This is a genomic window from Caballeronia sp. LZ043 (genome assembly GCF_031451075.1).
Taxonomy (GTDB): domain Bacteria; phylum Pseudomonadota; class Gammaproteobacteria; order Burkholderiales; family Burkholderiaceae; genus Caballeronia.
This window is the reverse complement of sequence record NZ_JARUXT010000003.1, coordinates 396,319-415,819: the sequence shown is the minus strand read 5'-3', so window position 1 is coordinate 415,819 and position 19,501 is coordinate 396,319. Positions and strand designations below refer to the sequence as shown.

Sequence of the window (19,501 nt, the reverse complement as noted above, 5' to 3'; positions counted from 1 at the left end):
TCATGTCGGGTGAGGGTTGAGAAGGAGGTTGACTGGGGAGTTGTCGCAACACTTCCGCAGGTTGCGGGCCCGGCGTTTCAAAATTTATTCAATGCTATTTAAGCGCTCATATGCGAGCGTCAAAGCCGATTTATCGCTCATGCATGAGCGTTTGATCCGAATTTATTGACTTCCAGAAGCTTCCCTGTCGATAATGCGTAAAAAGATTCCACCTTCATCTAACCGCTCACTGGTGCATGCCTAAGCACGATAATCGCTCACATGTGAGCGGTTCAGCCAAAAATGGGTTGCCCCCTCCGCCCGTTGCCCGTGCTTTGAGAAAGCTGGGCGCCGATCTCGCGCTGGCGCGCCGGCGCCGACGTCTTACGCAAGCGTCGATGGCCGAACGCATACAGACATCGGTCGCCACCTTGCGACGCCTGGAGCATGGCGACGCGCGCATTCCTATCGGACTGATCGCGCGAGCATTCATGATTCTGGGCGAACTGGACAAGATAGATGGCCTGCTGGACACGGCCTCCGACGAGATAGGCCTCACGCTGATGAACCAGGAGTTACCGCAGCGCATTCGAAAGAAGCGCATCACCCCTGAATCGGGGGCGCTATGAGAGGTGCTGCCGTGCGCCAGAGTGTGCGCGTCGTGGTGGGAGACAGTGCCATTCCGGTGGGTGCGCTGACCTTCAATAAGGACGGCGCCCGTCAAAGCACGACCTTTGCCTATGATCACGCCTGGTTCTCGGCTGACAACCGTTTTGAGATCTCGCCCGATTTGCCGCTGGTCGAGGGCCATCAATTTCGCAGGGCGCCGAGCCGTGAAGATTCGATCTTCCATTTCGCGTTCGCCGATACTGAGCCGGATGGCTGGGGGTGCCGGGTCATTGCACGGGATCATGCGAAGCAGCGGCGCGCCGCGCGGTTGAACGGAGAACCGCCGTCCAGCGCGGCGCTCACCGAGCTGGATTACTTGCTCGGCGTTGACGACCAGAGCCGCGTTGGTGCGCTCAGGCTGACGGACGCGAATGGCCGTTTCCTGCGGCCCCATGCGCCGCGCGGCCGGAGCACGCCGCCTTTGATCGAGCTGGCTCAACTCATCGGCGCCTCCCGTGCGGTCGAGCTGAATCAGGAAACCGAGGCGGACCTGCAATACCTTCGGGGCCGAGGCACGTCGCTCGGTGGCATGCGTCCCAAGTGCACGTTGCTCGACCAGGACGGCCATCTTGCCATCGGCAAGTTTCCCAGCGTTCAGGACGAGCGCTGTGTCACGCGTGGCGAAGTGCTCGCCTTGAGACTGGCCGACGCGGCGGGCATCAGGGCGGCCCACGCGCGCATTGTCGTGTCGGAAGACGTCCCGGTGGCCCTTGTGCGGCGTTTCGACCGCGCGGCGTCGGGCGGACGCATTCCTTATTTGTCGGCGGCGTCGATGCTCCAGGCGTCGCGCACCGACGATCATGCCTACACCGAGATTGCGGACGTGATCGTCGCACGGTGCGTCGATCCGCGACGCGACCTGGAAGAACTGTGGCGACGGCTCGTCTTCAATCTGCTCATCACCAACGTCGACGATCACCTTCAGAACCATGGCTTCCTGCATGTCGAGCACGGCCAATGGCAACTCGCGCCGGCCTTCGACCTGAACCCTTTTCCGGACAAGGATCCCGAGCTGAAGCTATGGATCAATGAAACGGACGGCCCGGTCGATTCCATCGACGCCGTCATGCGGGAAGCCCTTTATTTCAGACTGTCCGACAGCAGCGCAAAGCGCATTCTTCGACAAGTCACCAGCGCGCTTGCCGATTGGCGGCGCGTGGCGCAATCGGCGGAAATCGGCATGCGCGCCGCCGATCTGGAGGCCTTCGCGCCCGCCTTCGAGAACGCTCAGCTGCAACGCGCGATGGCATGGGTTTGACTCTTGCGGAGGGTTTGCGATGGTTTGCGATGGGTTCGCGAAGGCTTTGCGACGCCTCTGCAACCTCGCCCTGCCCAAACGGAAACTGGAGATTGTGATGCGCTTCGACTACAAGACTTTCCACATCGACTGCACGGCCCGTCACGACCAGGACGGCGGCTTTTACGCTCACGCGCGGATCACGCGTGCTCATGGCGAACCGGCGGCGCAACTGGAGATTTTCGACTCAGGCGATCTGGACACATTTGCGAACGAATCGGATGCGCTGCACTGCGCTCGGGCTTGGGCGATTGAATGGTGTGACGAGGCGCTGGCCTGACGCGTTGGTCTTTCCTGTTTGCGAGGCACGAGCCTTGCGCGATGTAAGGCGCATAGCTGCGGCGTCGAGCCTGACGGCCTATGCGCAATCATCCATAAATGGGAGGACACATCATGAAGAGCGCGAAGAAGGGCTTGCTGGTTTCCACGATGTTGCTGGCTTTGTCGGGCGCGGCATTCGCGCAGGGCGCGGGCGGCGGAGCCGGAGGCGGCGCTGGGGGCGGCACGGCGGGCGGTAACGGCGCTGGCCAGGGCGGCACGGGCATGAGCACGCCGAACAGCGAGGGGGTGACGGGCACGACGTCTGGCGCATCGGGTGCGAACACGATGGGTTCGCAACATGGCTCGAGCAAGATGCAGAAGAACAAGAAGAGCGGCATGGATTCGGGCACGTCGAGCGGCGGCGCAGCGAAATCCAATTAAAAAAAGCAGCGCGATACTGCCGAAACGGCCCGGCAGTATCGCCAACCCCCAAACACATCCAACCCGCGTTGGTTTCCCTTGCGTTCCCATCGGCAGCGCGTAGCGCTGGGCCGGCGCTTTCAATGGCTGCACCAGTTTGCTAGATGGCAGTTTGTCTCAGTGGGTCCGCGATCCAAGCCGGGGGGCCTTGAGGGCACTCGCTACTGCCGGGCCAGGGAGACCGGGCGTCACCGCCGCATCCCTCACGAAGCACTGCATAGACTCTTCGACGGTTTCCTTTGCATGCGGCAGCGCGTAGCGCTGGGCCGGCGCTTTCAATGGCTGCATCAGTTTGCTAGATGGCAGTTTGTCTCAGTGGGTCCGCGATCCAAGCCGGGGCGCCTTGAGGGCACTCGCTACTGCCGGCCCAGGGAGACCGGGCGTCACCGCCGCATCCCTCACAAAGCACTGCATGACCCTTCGACGGTTTCCCTTGCATGCCCTGCGGCAGCGCGTAGCGCTGAGCCGGCGCTATCAATGGCTGCACCAGTTGGCTAAACGGCAGTTTGTCTCAGTGGGTCTGCGATCCAAGCCGGGTGGGGATTTTGAGGGCACTCGCTATTGCCGGGCCAGAAACGTGGTTCTGTGCTGCGCCGTGGGGTGACGCTGGGCGGTAGGAAAGCTGCTTTCTTTGGTGACTTTCTTTGCAGCACGCAAAGAAAGTTACCCCCGCCCCGGGGAGGGGCAGTGCCGATAGACCGACGCGAAACCGGGAAGTTTATGAAAGCACAGGCGAGGGTCAAGAGCCCACCCGGGGAAGGGACTCAATCAAACCGAGTCATCCACCTGAACGAAGCGCAGGCAGACTCCCCGGGCATCAACACCGCCCCACCCTTCAACGCGTGCTCGACAGAAAAGAGATTGACCCAATCGGCCACATTGCTCACGGGCTCGACGCAAAGCAAATCCGGATACGCCGCAGGCGCATACACGACCATATGCGCGAAGCGAGGATCGGCAGAAAGCGTGACAGACCGACGCTCATCGGGCCACTCCACAATCGCAGTGCGCGACCAGCAAGCATAGTTATTGTCGAGATCGAAGGCATCGGCGGACATGCCTTCTTGCGACGCCATTGCGTCCACGCTGGGATGCGCGCCGGCATGCGTGGGCAGCAGATCAGAAGTGCTGTGCCACATCGCCCTGACGCGCGCATGAATGCGCGTATTAACGCTGCGCGGATAGTACGGATGATGCCCCATGCCAAACGGCATAGGCCGATCGGCCAGATTGCGCATGGACAGCGTTACGCTCAGGCTATCGGCGTCGAGTGTGAAGTCCTGCGCTGCTTCATAGGCAAATGGCCAGTGGTGCGCTGCTTTCGGAGAAGGCTCATGCCGCAAGACCAGCCGCGCCCGCCTATCCGAAAAATCGTCCACCCGCCAAGGCAAGCGCCAGGCATTACCGTGCAATGCGTGCGGAAACGCGTTCCCATCGCCGGACAGATCCACAACCGCACCTTGAAAAACGAACCGCGCATCGCGGATCCGATTGCAGTACGGCAGAAGCGGAAAACTCGCCATGCCCAGCGGATCGCGCGCAGCCAGCGCCTCCGACGTAGCAGGACGCAGCCAGCGAACCGTCCGACCATCGCGGAATTCGTCGAAAGCGGCAATTGCGCCGCCAATGTCCGGCGCCAACAGCACGCGCCGCCCCTCGTGGCGCAACTCGACGAGACGTGCGGAAGCAGGCGTGCTCAATATGCGAACTGCCGGTAGTTTTCATCGAAGGTCCGCGCCGTCTCATCCACTTGCGGATTGAAACGCAGCAGACGCCGTGCGCGCGCGGGCAACGCGGCAAACACATCGCGCGGCACGTCGATATGCACTTCGGGCCGGAAATACCACGCCCGGCTGTAGCCAATCACGACCATCGGGCGCGGCTCACCGGTCAGGTTCGGCGTACCGCGATGCAAGCCGCGCACGTCGCGAATCATCACGTCGCCGACTTGCATCGGCACGCGCTCCGCCGGGAACCGCCCCGCTTCCAGACCGGCGAGCGCCTCGTCGCGAGACAGCCGATGCGTGCCGCGCGTGGTTTCCAGCGGACCGTTGCTGTCGTCGACATCGACGAGCGGGAAGTTCACCGCGAGCTGGAAGGAAGGCGTCTCGGGCGCGTCGTCGAAGAGCGGCGGCGTGTCGCGATGCCACTCCTGATGCACCGAGCCAAGCACCGGCGTGTCCGTGGCGAGCTGGCACATCACCGGATCCGGCCCGGCGACTCTTTCGACGATGCCCACGATGTCTTCGTCGCAAAAGATGGCCGGGTCCGCGAAGCCGCCTTCGAACGGCAGCGTCACGTAATAGCGGCCCGGTCCGCGATTGCCGCTGGTCGAGGCCTCGAGCGCCTGCTCCACATGCGGTTGCAGCAGCGGCGCGAAGGCGTCGCGCCAAGCCTCGATCGTCGCGCGCGAGAAGTGATTACGCAGCACGACGAAACCGTCCCGCTCGAACGATGCGGCGAGTGTGTCTCGCGTGCCTTCGTCGTACTTGCCCATGCGCCGTCTCCTTGAGCGTTGGTCAAAGCAGAATCGCACGCGCGTAATCGATTCGTCAATATTATTAGTAATAACCGGTGAAAACCCTGAGCCAATATGACCAAGAAATGCGTGCTTTCCGCAGCATTCATCACTAATATTAGTGACAAGTTTCGCCCTGCCTGGCCTGTCGAACAACAGAAAAGGATCCAGCCGCCCGACGCGGCCTGCACGATGAAAAAGACGACGCAACGCCGCCCGACGATGACCGACATCGCGAAACTCACCGGAGTCTCGCAGTCCACGGTTTCGCTCGTGCTGAACAACGCGAGCGGCGCGAAGTTCTCGGACGCCACGCGCGACAAGGTGTTGCGCGCGGCCCAGGATCTCGGCTATCGCATGACGCAGCGCGAGCCGGCCGAGCCGCTCGGCAACGCAAGCGAACGCAACCTGATCGTCTATCTCGCCGATGAAATCTCGACGAGTCCGCATCCGGTCGTGAGCATCGACGGCGCGCGCGACGCAGCCTTCGCCCATGGCCGCATGCTCGCGGTCTATTCGACACACGGCAATGCGGAAATTGAAGCGCGCGTGCTCGATGCGACGCTGGGCAATCCGGACGTGCTCGGCGTCATCTACGCCACCGTCTATACGCGCCGCGTGACGCTGCCGGCCGCGCTCGCCCGCGTGCCCACGGTGCTGCTCAACTGCTATGCGAACGAGGCGAACGTGTCCTCGGTGGTGCCCGCCGAAGTCGCGGGCGGCCACAGCGCCACCGATCACCTGTTGAGCGCGGGCCACCGGCGCATCGGCTATATCAACGGCGAGCCCTGGCAGGACGCCGCGCGCGACCGGTTGAAGGGCTATCGCACGGCGCTTGCCACGGCGGACCTGCCGTTCGCGCCGGAACTCGTGCGCGAAGGCGACTGGAGCCCGCACACCGGCTTCGAACAGACGCTTGCGCTGATGCGTGAGCCGAACCCGCCCACCGCCATCTTCTGCGCGAACGACCTGATGGCGCTCGGCGCCATCGAGGCGCTCAAGCAACTCGGCCTGCGCGTGCCCGACGACGTCTCCGTCCTCGGCTACGACGATCAGGAAATCGCGCGGCATACGCATCCGCCGTTGTCGACGGTGGTGCTGCCCAACTATGAACTGGGCCGCTGGGCGGTGGACACGCTGTTGCAGGAGGAAGAGAACCGCACCGCGGGCGCGCCGGTGCGGCGCCGTACCGTGAAGATCGACGGACCGCTGATCGAGCGCGGTTCGGTCAGGGTCATCAGCGAAACAAGGCAACTCGCCATTAATAATATTAGCGATTGACGGTTAATAAACCGCCACCGCGCAGCAGGAACGCAGAACACTCTCGCAGCACGCAGACCGGGCAACACAAGCATCGGCATCACTAGAAAAAGGCAAACCATCCTATGGAGGAAGACATGCTGTCGCTAGAGAAGAAATCACGCTTGGGCCTGCGCCCGCTCGCTGCCGTACTCGCCACCCTGACGTTCGCCGCCGGTATCGGCGCGGCGCATGCCGCCGACGACGGCCTGCCGAAAATCCCGAACAAGAAACCGTTGAAGGTGGGTTTCGCGCAGACGGAGAGCAACAACCCGTGGCGCCTGGCCGAAACCAAGAGCTTCAAGGACATCGCGGCGAAGTGCGGCTGGCAGATGGTCATGACCGATGCCAACAGTTCGGCGGCGAAGCAGGTGTCGGACATCCAGAGCATGATCGCGCAGCACGTGGATCTGCTGGTGTTTCCGCCGCGTGAAGAGAAGCCGCTCGTGCCGGTGGTCATGCAGGCCAAGAAGGCGGGCATTCCGGTGATCCTTGTGGATCGCAACATCGACCAGTCGATGGCGAAGGCGGGCAAGGACTACATCACCTTCATCGGCTCCGACTTCATCGATCAGGGTCACCGCGCCGCCGACTGGCTTGTGAAAGCCACCAACGGCAAGGCGACCATCATCGAACTGGAAGGCTCGACGGGCGCATCCGCCGCGAACGACCGCAAGAAGGGTTTCGACGATGTCATCGCGAAGAACCCGGGCATGAAGATCGTGGCGTCGCAGAGCGGCGACTTCGCACGCGACAAGGGCCGTCAGGTCATGGAGACGCTGCTCCAGGCGCATCCGGACGTGACCGCCGTCTACGCGCACAACGACGAAATGGCGCTCGGCGCCATCGCCGCGATCAAGGCGGCCGGCAAGCAGCCTGGCAAGGACATCCAGATCGTGACCATCGACGGCACCAAGGGCGGTCTCGAAGCCATCAAGGCCGGCGAACTCGGCGCGAGCGTGCAGTCGAGTCCGTTCTTCGGCCCGCTGGCCTGCGACGTCGCGCAGAAGTATGCGAAGGGCGAAACGATTCCGCCGTGGGTGAAGGTGTCCGACCGCTTCTACGACAAGAGCAACGTCGACGCGAGCATGCAGTACGGGTACTGAAGCGAAGTGTGTGTGTCTTGCGGGCGCCTGAAAGCGGGCGCTCGCTTTTTCATTTCGACGGACTCACGGCATGGCTCAGATTCCCCTTCTCGACATGCAGGACATCGACATCGCCTTCGGTGGCGTCGCCGCGCTTAAGCACGCGCGCCTCACCGTCGCCGCGGGCGAAGTGCATGCGCTGATCGGCCAGAACGGCGCGGGCAAATCGACCCTCATCAAGATCCTGACCGGCGCCTATCGCAAGAGCGCGGGCACGGTGCGCTTCGACGGCCGCGAAGTCGATTTCCGCACGCCGAAGGAAGCGCGCGAGGCAGGCATCAGCACGATCTATCAGGAGATCAACCTGGTGCCGTTCCGCTCCGTTGCCGAGAACATCTTTCTCGGCCGCGAACCGCGCCGCTTTGGCCTGATCGACTGGAAGAGCGTGCAGCGGCGTGCGTCGGAACTGCTCGAATCGTTCGGCTTGCATATCGACGTCAAGAAGCCCGTGCTCGACTACTCCACCGCGATCCAGCAGATGGTGGCGCTCGCGCGCGCGGTGTCGTCGGACGCGAAGATGGTCATCATGGACGAATCCACGTCCTCGCTCGACGAGCGTGAAGTCGAATTGCTGTTCAGCGTGGTGCGCCGTTTGCGCGACGACGGCCGCGCAGTGATCTTCGTCTCGCACCGGCTCGATGAACTGTACGCGCTATGCGACCGCGTCACGGTGATGCGCGATGGCCAGACCGTCGCCGAAAGCACGATGCAGGAGATGGACAAGCTCAAGCTCGTCACGACGATGCTCGGCCGCACGCTCGCCGCCGTCGTGCACGAAGACAGCGCGGTGAAGGAAGCGAATCTCGCGAAGCGCGGCCCGGTGGCGCTCGCCGCGCAAGGCCTGGCGGCAGGCGCGAAAGTGACCGACGTATCGCTCGACGTCCACGCGGGCGAAGCAGTGGGCCTCGCGGGTCTGCTCGGCTCGGGCCGCACCGAGACCATGCGCCTGCTGTTCGGCGCGGACCGCCCCGCGAAGGGCACGCTGGCCGTGAACGGCGAGAGCGCTGCGTTCAAGTCGCCAAAGGATGCGATCGCGCGCGGCGTCGCTTATCTGACGGAAGACCGCAAGGCCGAAGGCATCGTGCCGGAGCTGTCGGTGCGCGACAACCTCACGCTCGTCTGCCTGCCCGCGTTGACGAAACGCGGCGTCGTCGATGTCGCAAGGCAGCGCGAGATCGTCGATGGCTTCATCGAGTCGCTCGGCATCAAGCTGCGTTCACCCGACCAGCCCATCCGCGAATTGTCCGGCGGCAACCAGCAAAAGGTGTTGCTGGCGCGCTGGCTTGCCACGCAGCCGCGCCTCCTGCTGCTCGACGAACCGACGCGCGGCATCGATGTCGGCGCGAAGGCGGATGTCGCGAAGATCGTGCGCGAGCTGCGCGATTCGGGGCTCGCCGTGCTGCTGTCGGCATCCGAACTCGAAGAGCTGACCGCGGTCGCCGACCGCGCCGTGGTGATCCGCGACGGCGAGACCGTCGCGCAACTGGACGGCGCGCAGATGAACGAGGCCGCGATCATGGACGCCATCGCCTACGGCGCGGGCGAACAATCGACGCTGGCCGAAGCCGTGGAAACGACTGCGCGAGGAAGCGAATGATGATCGACAAGACCCAACCGGCCGGCGCCCTCGCATCCGCCGCGCCGGCGAAGAAACGACGTGGCATCGCGATCCAGCGCGAGATTGCCGTGCTGCTCGCGATGATCGTCTTCAACCTGATCTTCACGCAGCATTTCGTGTCGCTGCAGACCTTCAACGTGAATCTCACGCAGGTGGTGACGATCGTGATCGTCGGCATCGGCATGACGCTGGTCGTGGCGACGGGCGGCATCGACCTCTCCGTGGGCGCCTCGATGGCGATTGCCGGCGCGCTCGCGCCGATGCTCTTCACGAACATCGCAGGCCCGCTCGGCATCGTGCTCGCGTTCACGCTGCCGGTGCTCGCCGCCGCCGTGTGCGGCGTCTTCAACGGCTTTCTCGTCACGCGCCTGAACGTGCAGCCCATCGTCGCGACGCTCGTGTTGTTCATCGCGGGACGCGGCATTGCGCAAGTAGTCACCGACGGCAGCCTGCAAGCCTTCAACAATCCCGCGTTCCAGTGGATCGCGCTCGGCAAGGTTGCGGGCGTGCCGTTCCAGATCCTGCTGATGCTCGTGCTCGTCGCTGTGTTCACGTGGATCGTGCGCAAGACCCTGTTCGGCAAGTACCTGCTCGTGACGGGCGGCAACGAAGCCGCCGCCTATCTCTCGGGCATTCCGACCACCCGCGTGAAGATGCTCGCCTATACCGCGTGCGCGGCGCTTGCGGGGCTCGCCGGGCTGATTTCGATCTCGGTGAATTCGTCGTCGGATGCGAACGTCGTGGGCCTGGGCGTGGAACTCGATGCCATTGCGGCCGTCGCCGTGGGCGGCACCGCGCTCACGGGCGGCAAGGCCTATATCACCGGCACGCTGATCGGCGCGCTGATCATCCAGCTGCTGCGCTACACGCTGCTCGCGCACGGCATTCCGGACGCCGCCGCGCTCGTGCTGAAGGCCGCGATCATCATCGCCGCCGTGTACGTGCAACGCAAGCGAGGCTGAGCCGCTCATGAAAAAAAACCTGCCCATCCTGATCGCGCTCGCCGCGCTGCTCGTGCTCGGCGTCACGCGCTACGAGCATTTCGCCGACGCCTACAACATCACGTCGTTCTGGCGCTACAACTCGATGTTCCTGCTGATCTCCATCGGCATGGCCTTCGTCATCATCACGGGCGGCATCGATCTCTCGGTCGGCGCAGTGGCCGCGCTGGCGAGCGTCGTGGCGGCGCTGGCCAGCGGACATGGCGTCGTGGCCGGCGTGCTTGCCGGTTCGCTCGCGGGCCTCGCGGTCGGCGTGCTGAACGGACTCGTCATCACGCACATGCGCATCCTGCCGTTCATCGTCACGCTGGCAACGAGCCTCGGCGCGCACGGACTCGCGCTGCTGCTCGGTCATAACGATGCAGTCGCCATTTCGTCCGATACCAATTTCGCCGCCTTCGGCCAGGGGGATTTTCTCGGGCTGCCGATTCCAGGCATCGTCTGCGCGGTGGTCGCGGTGATCGGCTGGCTGGCGCTGCGCAGTTCGCGCTTTGGACGGCATGCGCTGGCGATCGGCGGAAGCGAGGAAGCGTCGCGTCTGATGGGGCTGAACGTGGATCGCACGCTTGTCTTCGTGTATGCCGTCAGCGGTCTGCTCGCGGGCATCGCGGGCGCGATCCTCGCCGCGCAATTCGGTGCGGGCCAGCCGAACGAAGGCGTCGGCTGGGAACTGTTCGCCATCTCTGCCGTGGTGCTCGGCGGCACGCGGCTGACCGGCGGCGAGGGTTCCATCGCGATGACCATCGCCGGCGTGGCGCTGCTCGGGCTCGTGTTCAACCTGCTCAACTTCGAGAACGGGCTGGGCTATATCTCGTTGTCCGCGTACTGGCAGTCGGTGATTCGCGGCATGTTCCTGTTGCTCGTCATCGTGTTGCAGGCGCGGGTGCTGAAGCGCGGCGTCGCGACGGAGACGCCCGTCGCGCGATGAATCCAGTGGCGCTCACGCTCGCAGGACGATGCCGATGCCCACGCGCACAATCGTGCTGTTGCCGCCGGCCGTGGACACGCCCAGGTTGTAGTTGACCGTCCCCTTCTGGTTCCAGCGCGACAAGCCGATGCCAAGCGCCGACTGCCCGCGATAACTCGCCAGACCCGCGTTGACCGTGGTGCGTCCCGGCAGATACGGCGTCACGATATTGAGCGCCGCCGCCGACGCGATGCCACGCCGCGCAACCCGGTCCACATCGTCGATGCGGCTGTTCACGCCGCCTATCGCATTGTTCATCTGCCCGAGATTGACGGCGTCCGTGGCCGCTGTTCCCGGCGCGACGTTGGTGATCTGCCGCTCGTGTCTCGCGCTGCCGACCGACACCGTGTTCTCGCGGTCCGCAAGCGAGTCCGCGCCCAGCGCCACTGAATTGGCCGCGCTTGCCACGGCGCCGTTGCCGACCGCGCTCGAACGCGCGCCGCTTGCCAGTGAGTCGTTACCGATGGCGAGACTATTCGCGGCTATGGCCTGGGCCGCCTGTGAAACCAGCGCGTGCGCCGTGATGCCGTGAAGGGAGGCGGCCTGCCCATGCCCATCCGTTCCCGAAGCGTCCGCCGGCGCCGCCGTGTCCGTGGCGGCGACCGGCGCAGCGGCGAGCACGCTCTCGTCATTTTCCTGGATCTCCGCAAGCGAGACCGCGCGAAACACTTTCTCGATGGCCATCGGCCGCGCTGCTTCGGTCCGAGGCTGCGGGCGGATGGCGCTGGCCGGATGCGCCGGAGCACGCTTGCTGCTTCGCTGTCCCGGCTCTGTCGCATAGGATCGCAGCGCGCCCGGAAGCGGCTTGAGTCTCTGCTTGCGCCACGCGGCGCGCTTGCCCGGCGTGGACCGCTTTGAAGGCTTCGCGGCTTTGACAGTCGTTGCTTTCGACGCAACGGAAGGAGTTGCATCGCTCGCAAAGCGCATGCTGACGCGTCCCTTGCGAGGCGATCGAGCGGGCTCGACTTGTTGCGCGGGTACCGTCTTCACGGTCTCGGGCGCATGTACGCTTTGTACACTCGCGCTCGAGAACGCGTCCGTCACATCGCCCTGCGCGACGGCTAGCGAACTCGCACCCGCGAGGCCGATCAGCGTCAATGCCCTGACCGTGCCCGTCAGCGCATGGCGCATCGTTGCCGCGCCCGAACCTTCCATGCGAGCCAGCTTGTTGTCATCCGCCTGCACCGGGCACAGCTCCCTTACTTCGACGCTGATTGTCACTTTCCATTCCTCACTGGATAACTTCTCGATCGCGAGGAGCGCACTGTGCGCCGCTCGCCTGATATCAGTGATTTCAGAGGATAGTCACGCCGGCTTTGCAAAGGTGGTATCCGGTCATGACCAAAATCCGGAGCGAGATTCAATGCGAATTGTTATGCCTATGTTATTGCGATAACTATGTAGCACCCGTGTCGGGTTATCGAAACTTAAACTTTGTTCGCAGCTTTGAACACGACGCGACTCCGTGTCGCGCTTGCTCGACTGCATGGAAAGATCACCATAACCTTCGCTCAATCAGGACGTTCTTATGACTTTCTCACTTTCGGCAAATTCGGCAGTCAACATGCAAACTTCGTTTCCGCCGCTGCCGCCGCGGATTCCAGGCCGGTTCGGCGGCGGCTTCTGCAACGGGCCTGCCACGCCGCCGGCGTGCCAGCCCGCGCCGATTCCGATGCCGATGCCAGCACCCGTGCCCCCCTTCTGCGGCGGCGGCGGCTATCAGACGTCGAGCTATAACAATTTCTCGCAACAGACCTATAGCGATCCATCCAGTTACTATCAATCGATGGCTTCGCAGAATTACTATTCGTTGAATTCCCCGATGGGCAGCATGTCCTCGTACCAGTCGTTCAATTCGATGTTCTCGAGCCAGGCTCCACAAGGATCGTACGGAGGCGGCAATTTCAGCTATTCCGACTTTCAGCGCAGCACGTCCATGAACAGCTATCAATGCCCGCCGACGCCGCCGATGCCGCCCGCACCGCCGGCGCAATGCGGCTGGTCCGATACGGGCGTGAGCGACAACAAGGGGTCGATCGATCTCGGACAGTTCAAGATCGACCTGGACAAGTCGAATTCGTCGATGTTGCTCACCGACAAGGCCAACAACATCGCCACGAGGCTGTGGGGAGATCCGCACATTGATTTCAATTCGGGTTCGGACAGCCAGACGAGCGGCATGTTCAACGGTTCCATGACTTTCGATCTGCCGGATAACACCACGATCGGCGTGCACACGCAGCCGAGCGACGGCGGCGTTTCGTATGCCGACGGCCTGACCATCACGCGAGGCAACCAGGCGTACAGCGTCACGGGCTTGAGCGAAAAGAACCCCGCTGGCCTCAGCGTGCAAAAGAGCAACGGCTTCGCTGAGCTGCAGAACCTGCCGCAGGACGGCCCGCGCCTGATGGCAACCGGCTCGGGTACGGGCTGGGTCAACGAACAGAGCCATCAGATGGCCAGGGCGTCCGACTTCAGCGCCTGAGTGTCCATTCGATCCTTCTGAACTGACCCGCACGGAGACGACGGCGCCCGACGCCGTCGTCTCCTTTTTCATCATTCATGGCCCGACGGCCGCTTCGTGCGGCCCGACGGCGCGCGGCCCAATCCCCACCATGCATCAGCCAGCACTTCCTGTGCGATTCCGCCGCGCAGTCTGCCACTCAGCTTGCGAGCCTGAAAATGAAAAGCGCACTGCAAGAGACTTGCAGTGCGCTTCGACGCCGAATCGTGTCGCGGCGTCTCAACAATCGGCGAGATCAGTCGCCGCCGCCTCCGTCGCCGCCGCCTGCATCAGCACCGCCATCAACGGCACCGCCGCCTGCATCACCGCCACCGCCGGCATCACCCCCGCCGATCCCGGTTCCTTCCCCCGGGTCCTGGGAATCAGAGGGAGTGTTGACCTGCGGATTGTCCTCCGTCTGGCCACGTTCCGGCGTGCCGCTCGGGGATTGCTGACCGGCCGGGTTCGCGTGCGTGCCACCCGTCGAGCCACTGCCTCCGCCACCTCCACCGCCGATCTTCGGCATCATGCCTCCCAAAGCATTTCCGATTCCGCCCAGGCCACCGCCTCCACCACCTGTACCGCCGCCTGTACCTCCGCTTCCGGCAGCCTTCGGCGTCGCGCCGCCCGTACCGCCACCACCTCCGCCAGCGGCAGCCTTAGGCATTGCACCGCCCGGGTTGCCGACACCAGTCCTGGCTGCCGTGCCCGCATTACCTCCGTTCATCAGCGAGTCGATAACCTTTTTCACCTGCGAGCCAATTGCGTCTGCAAGGCCAGCTGGGCCGTTCGCTGCCTGCTTGCCGCCTTGACCCGTTGCAACCGGAGCGGCCTGCGGCGCCGGCTGTGGCGCAGGCTGCGGTGCGGCCTTCATGGTGGGTTGCGGTGCGGGATTGCCAGTCATCGCAGCCTGCCGTGCCGTCATCGGACCAGCCGACCCGCCCGCGCCGTCCATCCCTTGAGGAGCCGGTCCCATTGTCGGCTGTCCCGGAGGCAAAGCACCGCCCTCGCCTGCAGAAGGGCCATCGACTGGCATTGGCGCAGGCATCGGAGTTCCACCTCCACCTCCGCCGCCCATTCCTTGAGAAGCCTGTCCCGTCGTCGGCGGCATCTGCTGCGTCGCTCCGCCACCGCCCTGCAGCACGTCCTGGACCGCTTCCTTCACGGCCTGACTGATACTGTCCTCCACTTCCGGCGGAAGGCTGCCTGACCCCGCGCCGGCACTGCCACCCGCCGCGAGCTGCGTTGGAATCGATGAAGGCCCGCCTTGCCCACCCAGGTAGCTGTCCACCGAATCCTTCACGGTTTGCTGGATTTGCTGCATCACATCCGGATCGATGCGGGATCGCGCGCCCGAAAGACCGGCCATACCGCCGCCGTCGTCCGCGACCAGAGGCATCATGCCCATTCCCGGCGAACTTACGTTTCTCACTGACATAAAGAAAGCTCCTATTGAGTTAATGACACATGCCTACTCATGCGCTGCCTTGGAACACCGCACTTCGGCTTTCCCATTCCGATATCCCTGTCGTTCATCTCTCCTTTTGCGCAGCATCGGCCGCGCACAACTTCACAAGCCCGTGCCGGCTCCCAGGATCTTTAGAAAATCATCGGGCTCACCCGGTGAAGACGGCTGGATTCTCTTGATCATCTCGACCACGCACACCACCCTCAGATAGCCCGTGAAGTTTTTTACTTCGTGAACGCTCAGGTCCATCTCCAGCGCCCACTTCGACACCAGTTTTCCCACCGTGACCGACTCGCGTTCCGCAAGCGTCTCGATGATTCGCCAGTAGACTTCTTCAAGCCGGACGCAGGTCGCAAAGCCATTGATTCTCATCGAGCGCTGTCGCGGCACGATCCAGGTCGAACTGATTTCGCAAGCTTGCCTTTTCACGATTCCAGAGCCCGATGACGTTCACATAACTTGCCAGGCTCCGGCATAACAATTGAAACACCGGGAAAACACCTACCTGAAATATCCTGATTCTTATTCCATTGATTTTTCATGCGGATACACCGTCTAATAAGCTTTGCCTCCGGCGCATACTCTTGTACGCACCCGCACGATCATTCTGAATCTTCTGGACTGCCACATGTAATACGCCAATACGACCATTGAAAATTAGAGGCGCGATACAGTTCGATCACTAAGACGCGGCGCATGCAGGACGCAGGGATCGCAGGTATTCGAATCAGATCTTCACGAAATAAAGTGAGTTAAGGTTCGAGCCATAAGAGACCTAAGCATTCGACGCATAAAAATCTTAAAGATCATGAACTGGCGCAGAATGCAAAAACATCCTTTGATTGGCAGAAACAGAACGCGCCGTGCCGCGCACAGTGCGGCATGGCTGCTTCTGGCGTGGCAATGCCATTTGGCCCATTCGGCGGAGCCGGCATGGCAGGGCGCTTCGATGCATTACGTCGCCCGAAACTCACGTCTTTCGGACGTGCTGAAAGATGTGGCTTCCGCGAGTGGCTTGCGTATCGATATCGCGCGCGGCGTCAACGGCAGCGTCAATGGCGAATTCAATCAGCCGCCGGCCGCGGTGTTTCGCGCGCTCACCGAAGCCTGGGGATTGATCTGGTTTTTCGACGGCCAGACCATTCACGTCTCCACCGCGGACGATGTCCGCAGCCGCACCGTGCCGTTCGGGCCGTTGAGCCGCGATGAAGTCGCCGCCCGTCTGCGCAGTCTTGAGCTGGATGATCCGCATTTGCCGCTGCGCTATTCGAAGGACAGCGTGAAAGTAGTCGGACCTTCGCGATTCGTGGAGGCAGTGTCCGACGCCATCGCCCAGGCGCGCGAGCAGACCACGCCGCAACAGGTCTATGAAAAGACCCAGATCCGTGTATTCCCGCTGCGCTATGCACAGGCACAGGACATCACGTATCAATCCGGCAGTCAGAAGCAGACCATCCCGGGCGTGGCCACCCTGCTGCGCCGCTTGATGGAGAACGCGGGTTCGTTGCCCGTGGCGGCCCAGCGCAATCCAGCGCGAAGCAAAGGCGGCTCGCGCGGCGTCCCGCCGCTGCCGAGCCTGCCGGGTCTCAATGAAACATCACAGAGCGCATCCACCAGCGACGGCCCGGATGAGTTGCCGCAGACAGCGGTCAGCCCGGCGCAGCGCAACATCGTCGCGGATGCGCGCACGAATGCTGTCGTGGTGTATGACATCCCCGAAATGATGCCGGCCTATCAACGTGCCATCGCCTTGCTCGACCGGCCGCAGGATCTCGTGGAAATCTCCGCCGTAGTGATGGATGTCTCGAGCGACGCCGCGCGCGAACTCGGCGTACGCTGGGGCGCGGGCGGCGGCACGGGCGGACGGGCCGCGCCCTGGTTCGGCACTGAAGCAGTCGGACCGCGAACCGTGCAGCCCGGCGTCACCGCCACCGTCGACGGCGGCCTGACGCTCACCACGCTGCTCGGCAACTCGGCGCATTACCTCTATCAGCAGATCCACGCCCTCGAACAGCACGGGCAGGCGCGCATCCTCTCGCGTCCGCGCGTGCTGACGTTGAACAACATCGAAGCCACCTTATCGTCGCGCAATTCGATGTACGTGCGCGTCGCGGGTAATCAGGATGCCAATCTTTTCAACGTCGATACCGGACTGGTGCTCAAGGTGACACCGACCGTCGAACAAAGCGGCGCCGAAAACGGCCGCATCCTGCTAAGCGTCCAGATCGAAGACGGCACCTTCGACAACGACGAAGCCGTCGACGGCATTCCGCGCGTCCGCAGCAACTCCATCATCACGCAGGCCGTGGTGCCGGATGGTGAAAGCCTTTTGATAGGCGGATACGAATACGAGCACAGCCAGTCCGGCGGCTCGAAGGTGCCCTTGCTCGGCGACATTCCGTTCATCGGCCAGCTGTTCAGCAATGAAACGACGTCGAGCGGCCGTACCGAGCGCCTCATCCTCATCACGCCGCAGTTGAAGCGCGTGACGGACCGGCCTGTCGCGGCGGACGCCCCGATGGCCTCTGCAACGCCAGCCGCGATGCCCCTGCTTCCCGCAGCCGCAACCATCACCGGCGCGGACCGCGCTGTCACCGCCAAGGACGCACGATGAACGGCTTGCCACGCATCTTCGTTACGAGCGGACTGCACGCGGGCGCGAGCCTTCCGCTCAAGGTGGATCAGGACCTCGAGATCGGCAAGGACAACGACGCCGATCTGATTCTCGCCGACGACGGCATCGCCCCGCGCCATGCGCGCGCGCAACTGCACGGACCGCAACTCGTGCTGTCCGCGCTGGCCGACGGCGTCACGGTATTCGCCCGCCCGCTCAAGTCGGGGTCGCGCACGCTGCTGGATCACGGCGCCACGTTTTGCCTGGGCGATACCTCGTTGCTGTTCAGTCACGGCGAGTATCCGGACGAGCAGAGTACGAAACAGGCCGAAGCCGACTGGCTGCTGAGGCATGCACCGCTTGCGTGGCTGCGCATGCGTTGCGCGCGCATTCCGCGCCTCGTGTGGTTCGGGTTGGCGGCGACTCCGCTCGCGCTCGCTGCCTGGCTCAGCCTGAATCCTTTCGCAAGCAACGCCGTGCCTCCGCGGGCGCCGCTGCTCGAGCGGCCCGCGTTCAGTCAGGTGCGTGTGGAAACCGACAAGACCTCGGGCATGCGCATCTATGAAGGCTACGTCCAGACACCTGCGGATCTCGCGGCGCTGTCGCTGGCCGCACGCGCCGCCGACCAGTCAGTGAGCGTGCGTGTGTTCGTGATGCAGAACATCGCGGAGCAGCTGAGCGATCTGCTCGACCAGTACTACCGCGGCGCGCAAGCGCGGGTGGAGAAGCCCGGCGCGTTCATCGTGACCTTGCCGGGAGCGGGCGCGCACCTCAAGGCCGATTCCTGGGACTACGCGCTGGTCGCCCGTACGGCGCAGTCGCAGATCGAAGGCCTGCGGGCGCTGACCTTCGCCGGTCACGAAAACGCGAGCGGTCCCGTGCGCATTCCGCTCGAAAGCTTTGGCCTCAATCTCGTCACGTCGCCCCATTCGGCGTGGCTCGCGGATGCCGGTGGTACGCGCTACTTCGCCGGCGGTAGCATCGCAATGGGCAGGATCGAACGCATCCGTGAATGCGGGGCGAGCGTCGTGCGCGAGGATGGCAGCGTCTACGACCTGACCGCGCAGCGCACCGCCTCCGGAAAACCTTGTTGACGGTGCGCGGCAACCCTTGCGGCACTTGACCATCCGAGCATTACGGCTTCGCGCGTCGGCGTGCCGTGCGAGGCGTCGGGAGCGAGTTTGCTTCCGTCGAGCACGCCAGTTCTTTCGAAAGGAATTTTATAAATGTCCGATTTTTCAGATTTCGCATATGTCCCGCAGTACTCGGGCTATTACCCCCGTAGCGGTCCCAGCATGATTGCCGCCGACGGCACGCTTTCCCTGGGAGACCTGGCGGCCGCCATTACGAAGGCGCTTCGAAAGAAGACCCAGGAGATCAACGCGATCAACGAGCAACAGACGCAGCAGGATGGAGCCGGTGCGGGCACGGATCAAACGGGTGGTGGAGGCGGCGCCCAAGGCGGCGGCGTAGGCAGCGCCACCATGCTGCAGATGCAAAAGGCCGTCAGCGAGTACACGACCATGCTCCAGCAAGGCACATCGATGATGTCCGGCGTGGGCGACACGCACAAGGCGGTGGCGCAGAACACGAAGTAAGACCCCACGCCGGCATCGCCACGAAGCTCCCCCGCGCCGCGGCTCGCAGCCACCGCCGCGCGGGGGCCACCAGCAGCGCACCCT

18 protein-coding genes are annotated in these 19,501 nt (G+C 63.5%); 13 read left to right on the top strand and 5 right to left on the bottom strand.

Features of this window, described 5'->3' with window-relative positions; all coding sequences use genetic code 11:
- Positions 1 to 236: 236 nt before the first annotated feature.
- The 4 genes from QCE64_RS22065 (at position 237) to QCE64_RS22050 (ending at position 2,647) form a co-directional block, all read left to right on the top strand.
- Positions 237 to 608 carry a helix-turn-helix domain-containing protein gene (locus QCE64_RS22065; protein WP_309923559.1) on the top strand — a complete coding sequence of 124 codons (372 nt, stop codon included), beginning with the start codon at positions 237 to 239 and terminating at the stop codon, positions 606 to 608.
- Complete coding sequence (locus QCE64_RS22060; protein WP_404987424.1) at positions 605 to 1,906, top strand: type II toxin-antitoxin system HipA family toxin; 1,302 nt, start codon at positions 605 to 607, stop codon at positions 1,904 to 1,906. The genes QCE64_RS22065 and QCE64_RS22060 overlap by 4 nt, the downstream gene beginning before the upstream one ends.
- Before the next feature lie 97 nt (positions 1,907 to 2,003).
- A complete protein-coding gene (locus QCE64_RS22055; protein WP_309933309.1) occupies positions 2,004 to 2,225 on the top strand; it encodes a hypothetical protein in 222 nt (73 codons plus the stop codon).
- Positions 2,226 to 2,338: 113 nt separating this feature from the next.
- A complete protein-coding gene (locus tag QCE64_RS22050) occupies positions 2,339 to 2,647 on the top strand; it encodes a hypothetical protein (RefSeq protein WP_309923554.1) in 309 nt (102 codons plus the stop codon).
- An 803-nt stretch (positions 2,648 to 3,450) separates the two neighbouring features.
- Here the strand turns inward: QCE64_RS22050 and QCE64_RS22045 are convergent.
- Entirely contained in the window at positions 3,451 to 4,386 is a 936-nt protein-coding gene (locus tag QCE64_RS22045; protein WP_310006251.1) for an aldose 1-epimerase, read from the bottom strand.
- Positions 4,383 to 5,183, bottom strand: a complete 801-nt coding sequence (locus tag QCE64_RS22040) for a phytanoyl-CoA dioxygenase family protein (RefSeq protein WP_309923549.1) — start codon at positions 5,181 to 5,183, stop codon at positions 4,383 to 4,385. The genes QCE64_RS22045 and QCE64_RS22040 overlap by 4 nt, the downstream gene beginning before the upstream one ends.
- A 213-nt stretch (positions 5,184 to 5,396) precedes the next feature.
- Here QCE64_RS22040 and QCE64_RS22035 point away from each other — a divergent pair, with 213 nt between their 5' ends.
- The 5 genes from QCE64_RS22035 (at position 5,397) to QCE64_RS22015 (ending at position 11,195) form a co-directional block, all read left to right on the top strand.
- Positions 5,397 to 6,485 carry a LacI family DNA-binding transcriptional regulator gene (locus QCE64_RS22035; protein WP_310006249.1) on the top strand — a complete coding sequence of 363 codons (1,089 nt, stop codon included), beginning with the start codon at positions 5,397 to 5,399 and terminating at the stop codon, positions 6,483 to 6,485.
- Between the two features lie 116 nt (positions 6,486 to 6,601).
- Positions 6,602 to 7,609 (top strand): ABC transporter substrate-binding protein, encoded by a 1,008-nt coding sequence (locus QCE64_RS22030; protein ID WP_309933306.1) that lies wholly within the window; start codon positions 6,602 to 6,604, stop codon positions 7,607 to 7,609.
- Positions 7,610 to 7,679: 70 nt separating this feature from the next.
- Entirely contained in the window at positions 7,680 to 9,245 is a 1,566-nt protein-coding gene (locus QCE64_RS22025) for a sugar ABC transporter ATP-binding protein (RefSeq protein WP_310006248.1), read from the top strand.
- Positions 9,245 to 10,228, top strand: coding sequence for an ABC transporter permease (locus tag QCE64_RS22020; RefSeq protein WP_310006246.1), 984 nt, complete (start codon positions 9,245 to 9,247; stop codon positions 10,226 to 10,228). The genes QCE64_RS22025 and QCE64_RS22020 overlap by 1 nt, the downstream gene beginning before the upstream one ends.
- A 7-nt stretch (positions 10,229 to 10,235) precedes the next feature.
- On the top strand, positions 10,236 to 11,195 hold the full coding sequence (locus QCE64_RS22015) for an ABC transporter permease (protein ID WP_309923540.1): 960 nt from the start codon (positions 10,236 to 10,238) through the stop codon (positions 11,193 to 11,195).
- 12 nt (positions 11,196 to 11,207) lie between these two features.
- On the opposite strand, the gene QCE64_RS22010 is transcribed toward QCE64_RS22015, so the two are convergent.
- Positions 11,208 to 12,455 carry a YadA-like family protein gene (locus tag QCE64_RS22010; protein ID WP_310006244.1) on the bottom strand — a complete coding sequence of 416 codons (1,248 nt, stop codon included), beginning with the start codon at positions 12,453 to 12,455 and terminating at the stop codon, positions 11,208 to 11,210.
- A gap of 343 nt (positions 12,456 to 12,798) precedes the next feature.
- On the opposite strand from QCE64_RS22010, the gene QCE64_RS22005 reads away from it, so the two are divergent.
- Positions 12,799 to 13,719 (top strand): DUF1521 domain-containing protein, encoded by a 921-nt coding sequence (locus QCE64_RS22005; protein ID WP_310006243.1) that lies wholly within the window; start codon positions 12,799 to 12,801, stop codon positions 13,717 to 13,719.
- Positions 13,720 to 13,993: 274 nt separating this feature from the next.
- Here the strand turns inward: QCE64_RS22005 and QCE64_RS22000 are convergent, their stop codons facing one another.
- Both QCE64_RS22000 and QCE64_RS21995 read right to left on the bottom strand, forming a co-directional pair.
- Positions 13,994 to 15,139 (bottom strand): hypothetical protein, encoded by a 1,146-nt coding sequence (locus QCE64_RS22000; protein WP_310006241.1) that lies wholly within the window; start codon positions 15,137 to 15,139, stop codon positions 13,994 to 13,996.
- Positions 15,140 to 15,307: 168 nt separating this feature from the next.
- Positions 15,308 to 15,634: a ribbon-helix-helix domain-containing protein gene (locus QCE64_RS21995; protein WP_309923532.1), complete on the bottom strand. Its 327-nt coding sequence runs from the start codon at positions 15,632 to 15,634 to the stop codon at positions 15,308 to 15,310.
- Between the two features lie 586 nt (positions 15,635 to 16,220).
- Here QCE64_RS21995 and sctC point away from each other — a divergent pair.
- The 3 genes from sctC (at position 16,221) to QCE64_RS21980 (ending at position 19,417) form a co-directional block, all read left to right on the top strand.
- Entirely contained in the window at positions 16,221 to 17,819 is a 1,599-nt protein-coding gene (sctC, locus tag QCE64_RS21990) for a type III secretion system outer membrane ring subunit SctC (protein ID WP_310006239.1), read from the top strand.
- Complete coding sequence (locus QCE64_RS21985) at positions 17,816 to 18,913, top strand: FHA domain-containing protein (RefSeq protein WP_310006237.1); 1,098 nt, start codon at positions 17,816 to 17,818, stop codon at positions 18,911 to 18,913. Before sctC ends, QCE64_RS21985 begins: the two co-directional genes overlap by 4 nt.
- 132 nt (positions 18,914 to 19,045) lie before the next feature.
- Entirely contained in the window at positions 19,046 to 19,417 is a 372-nt protein-coding gene (locus QCE64_RS21980) for a hypothetical protein (protein ID WP_309923525.1), read from the top strand.
- Positions 19,418 to 19,501 lie beyond the last annotated feature (84 nt).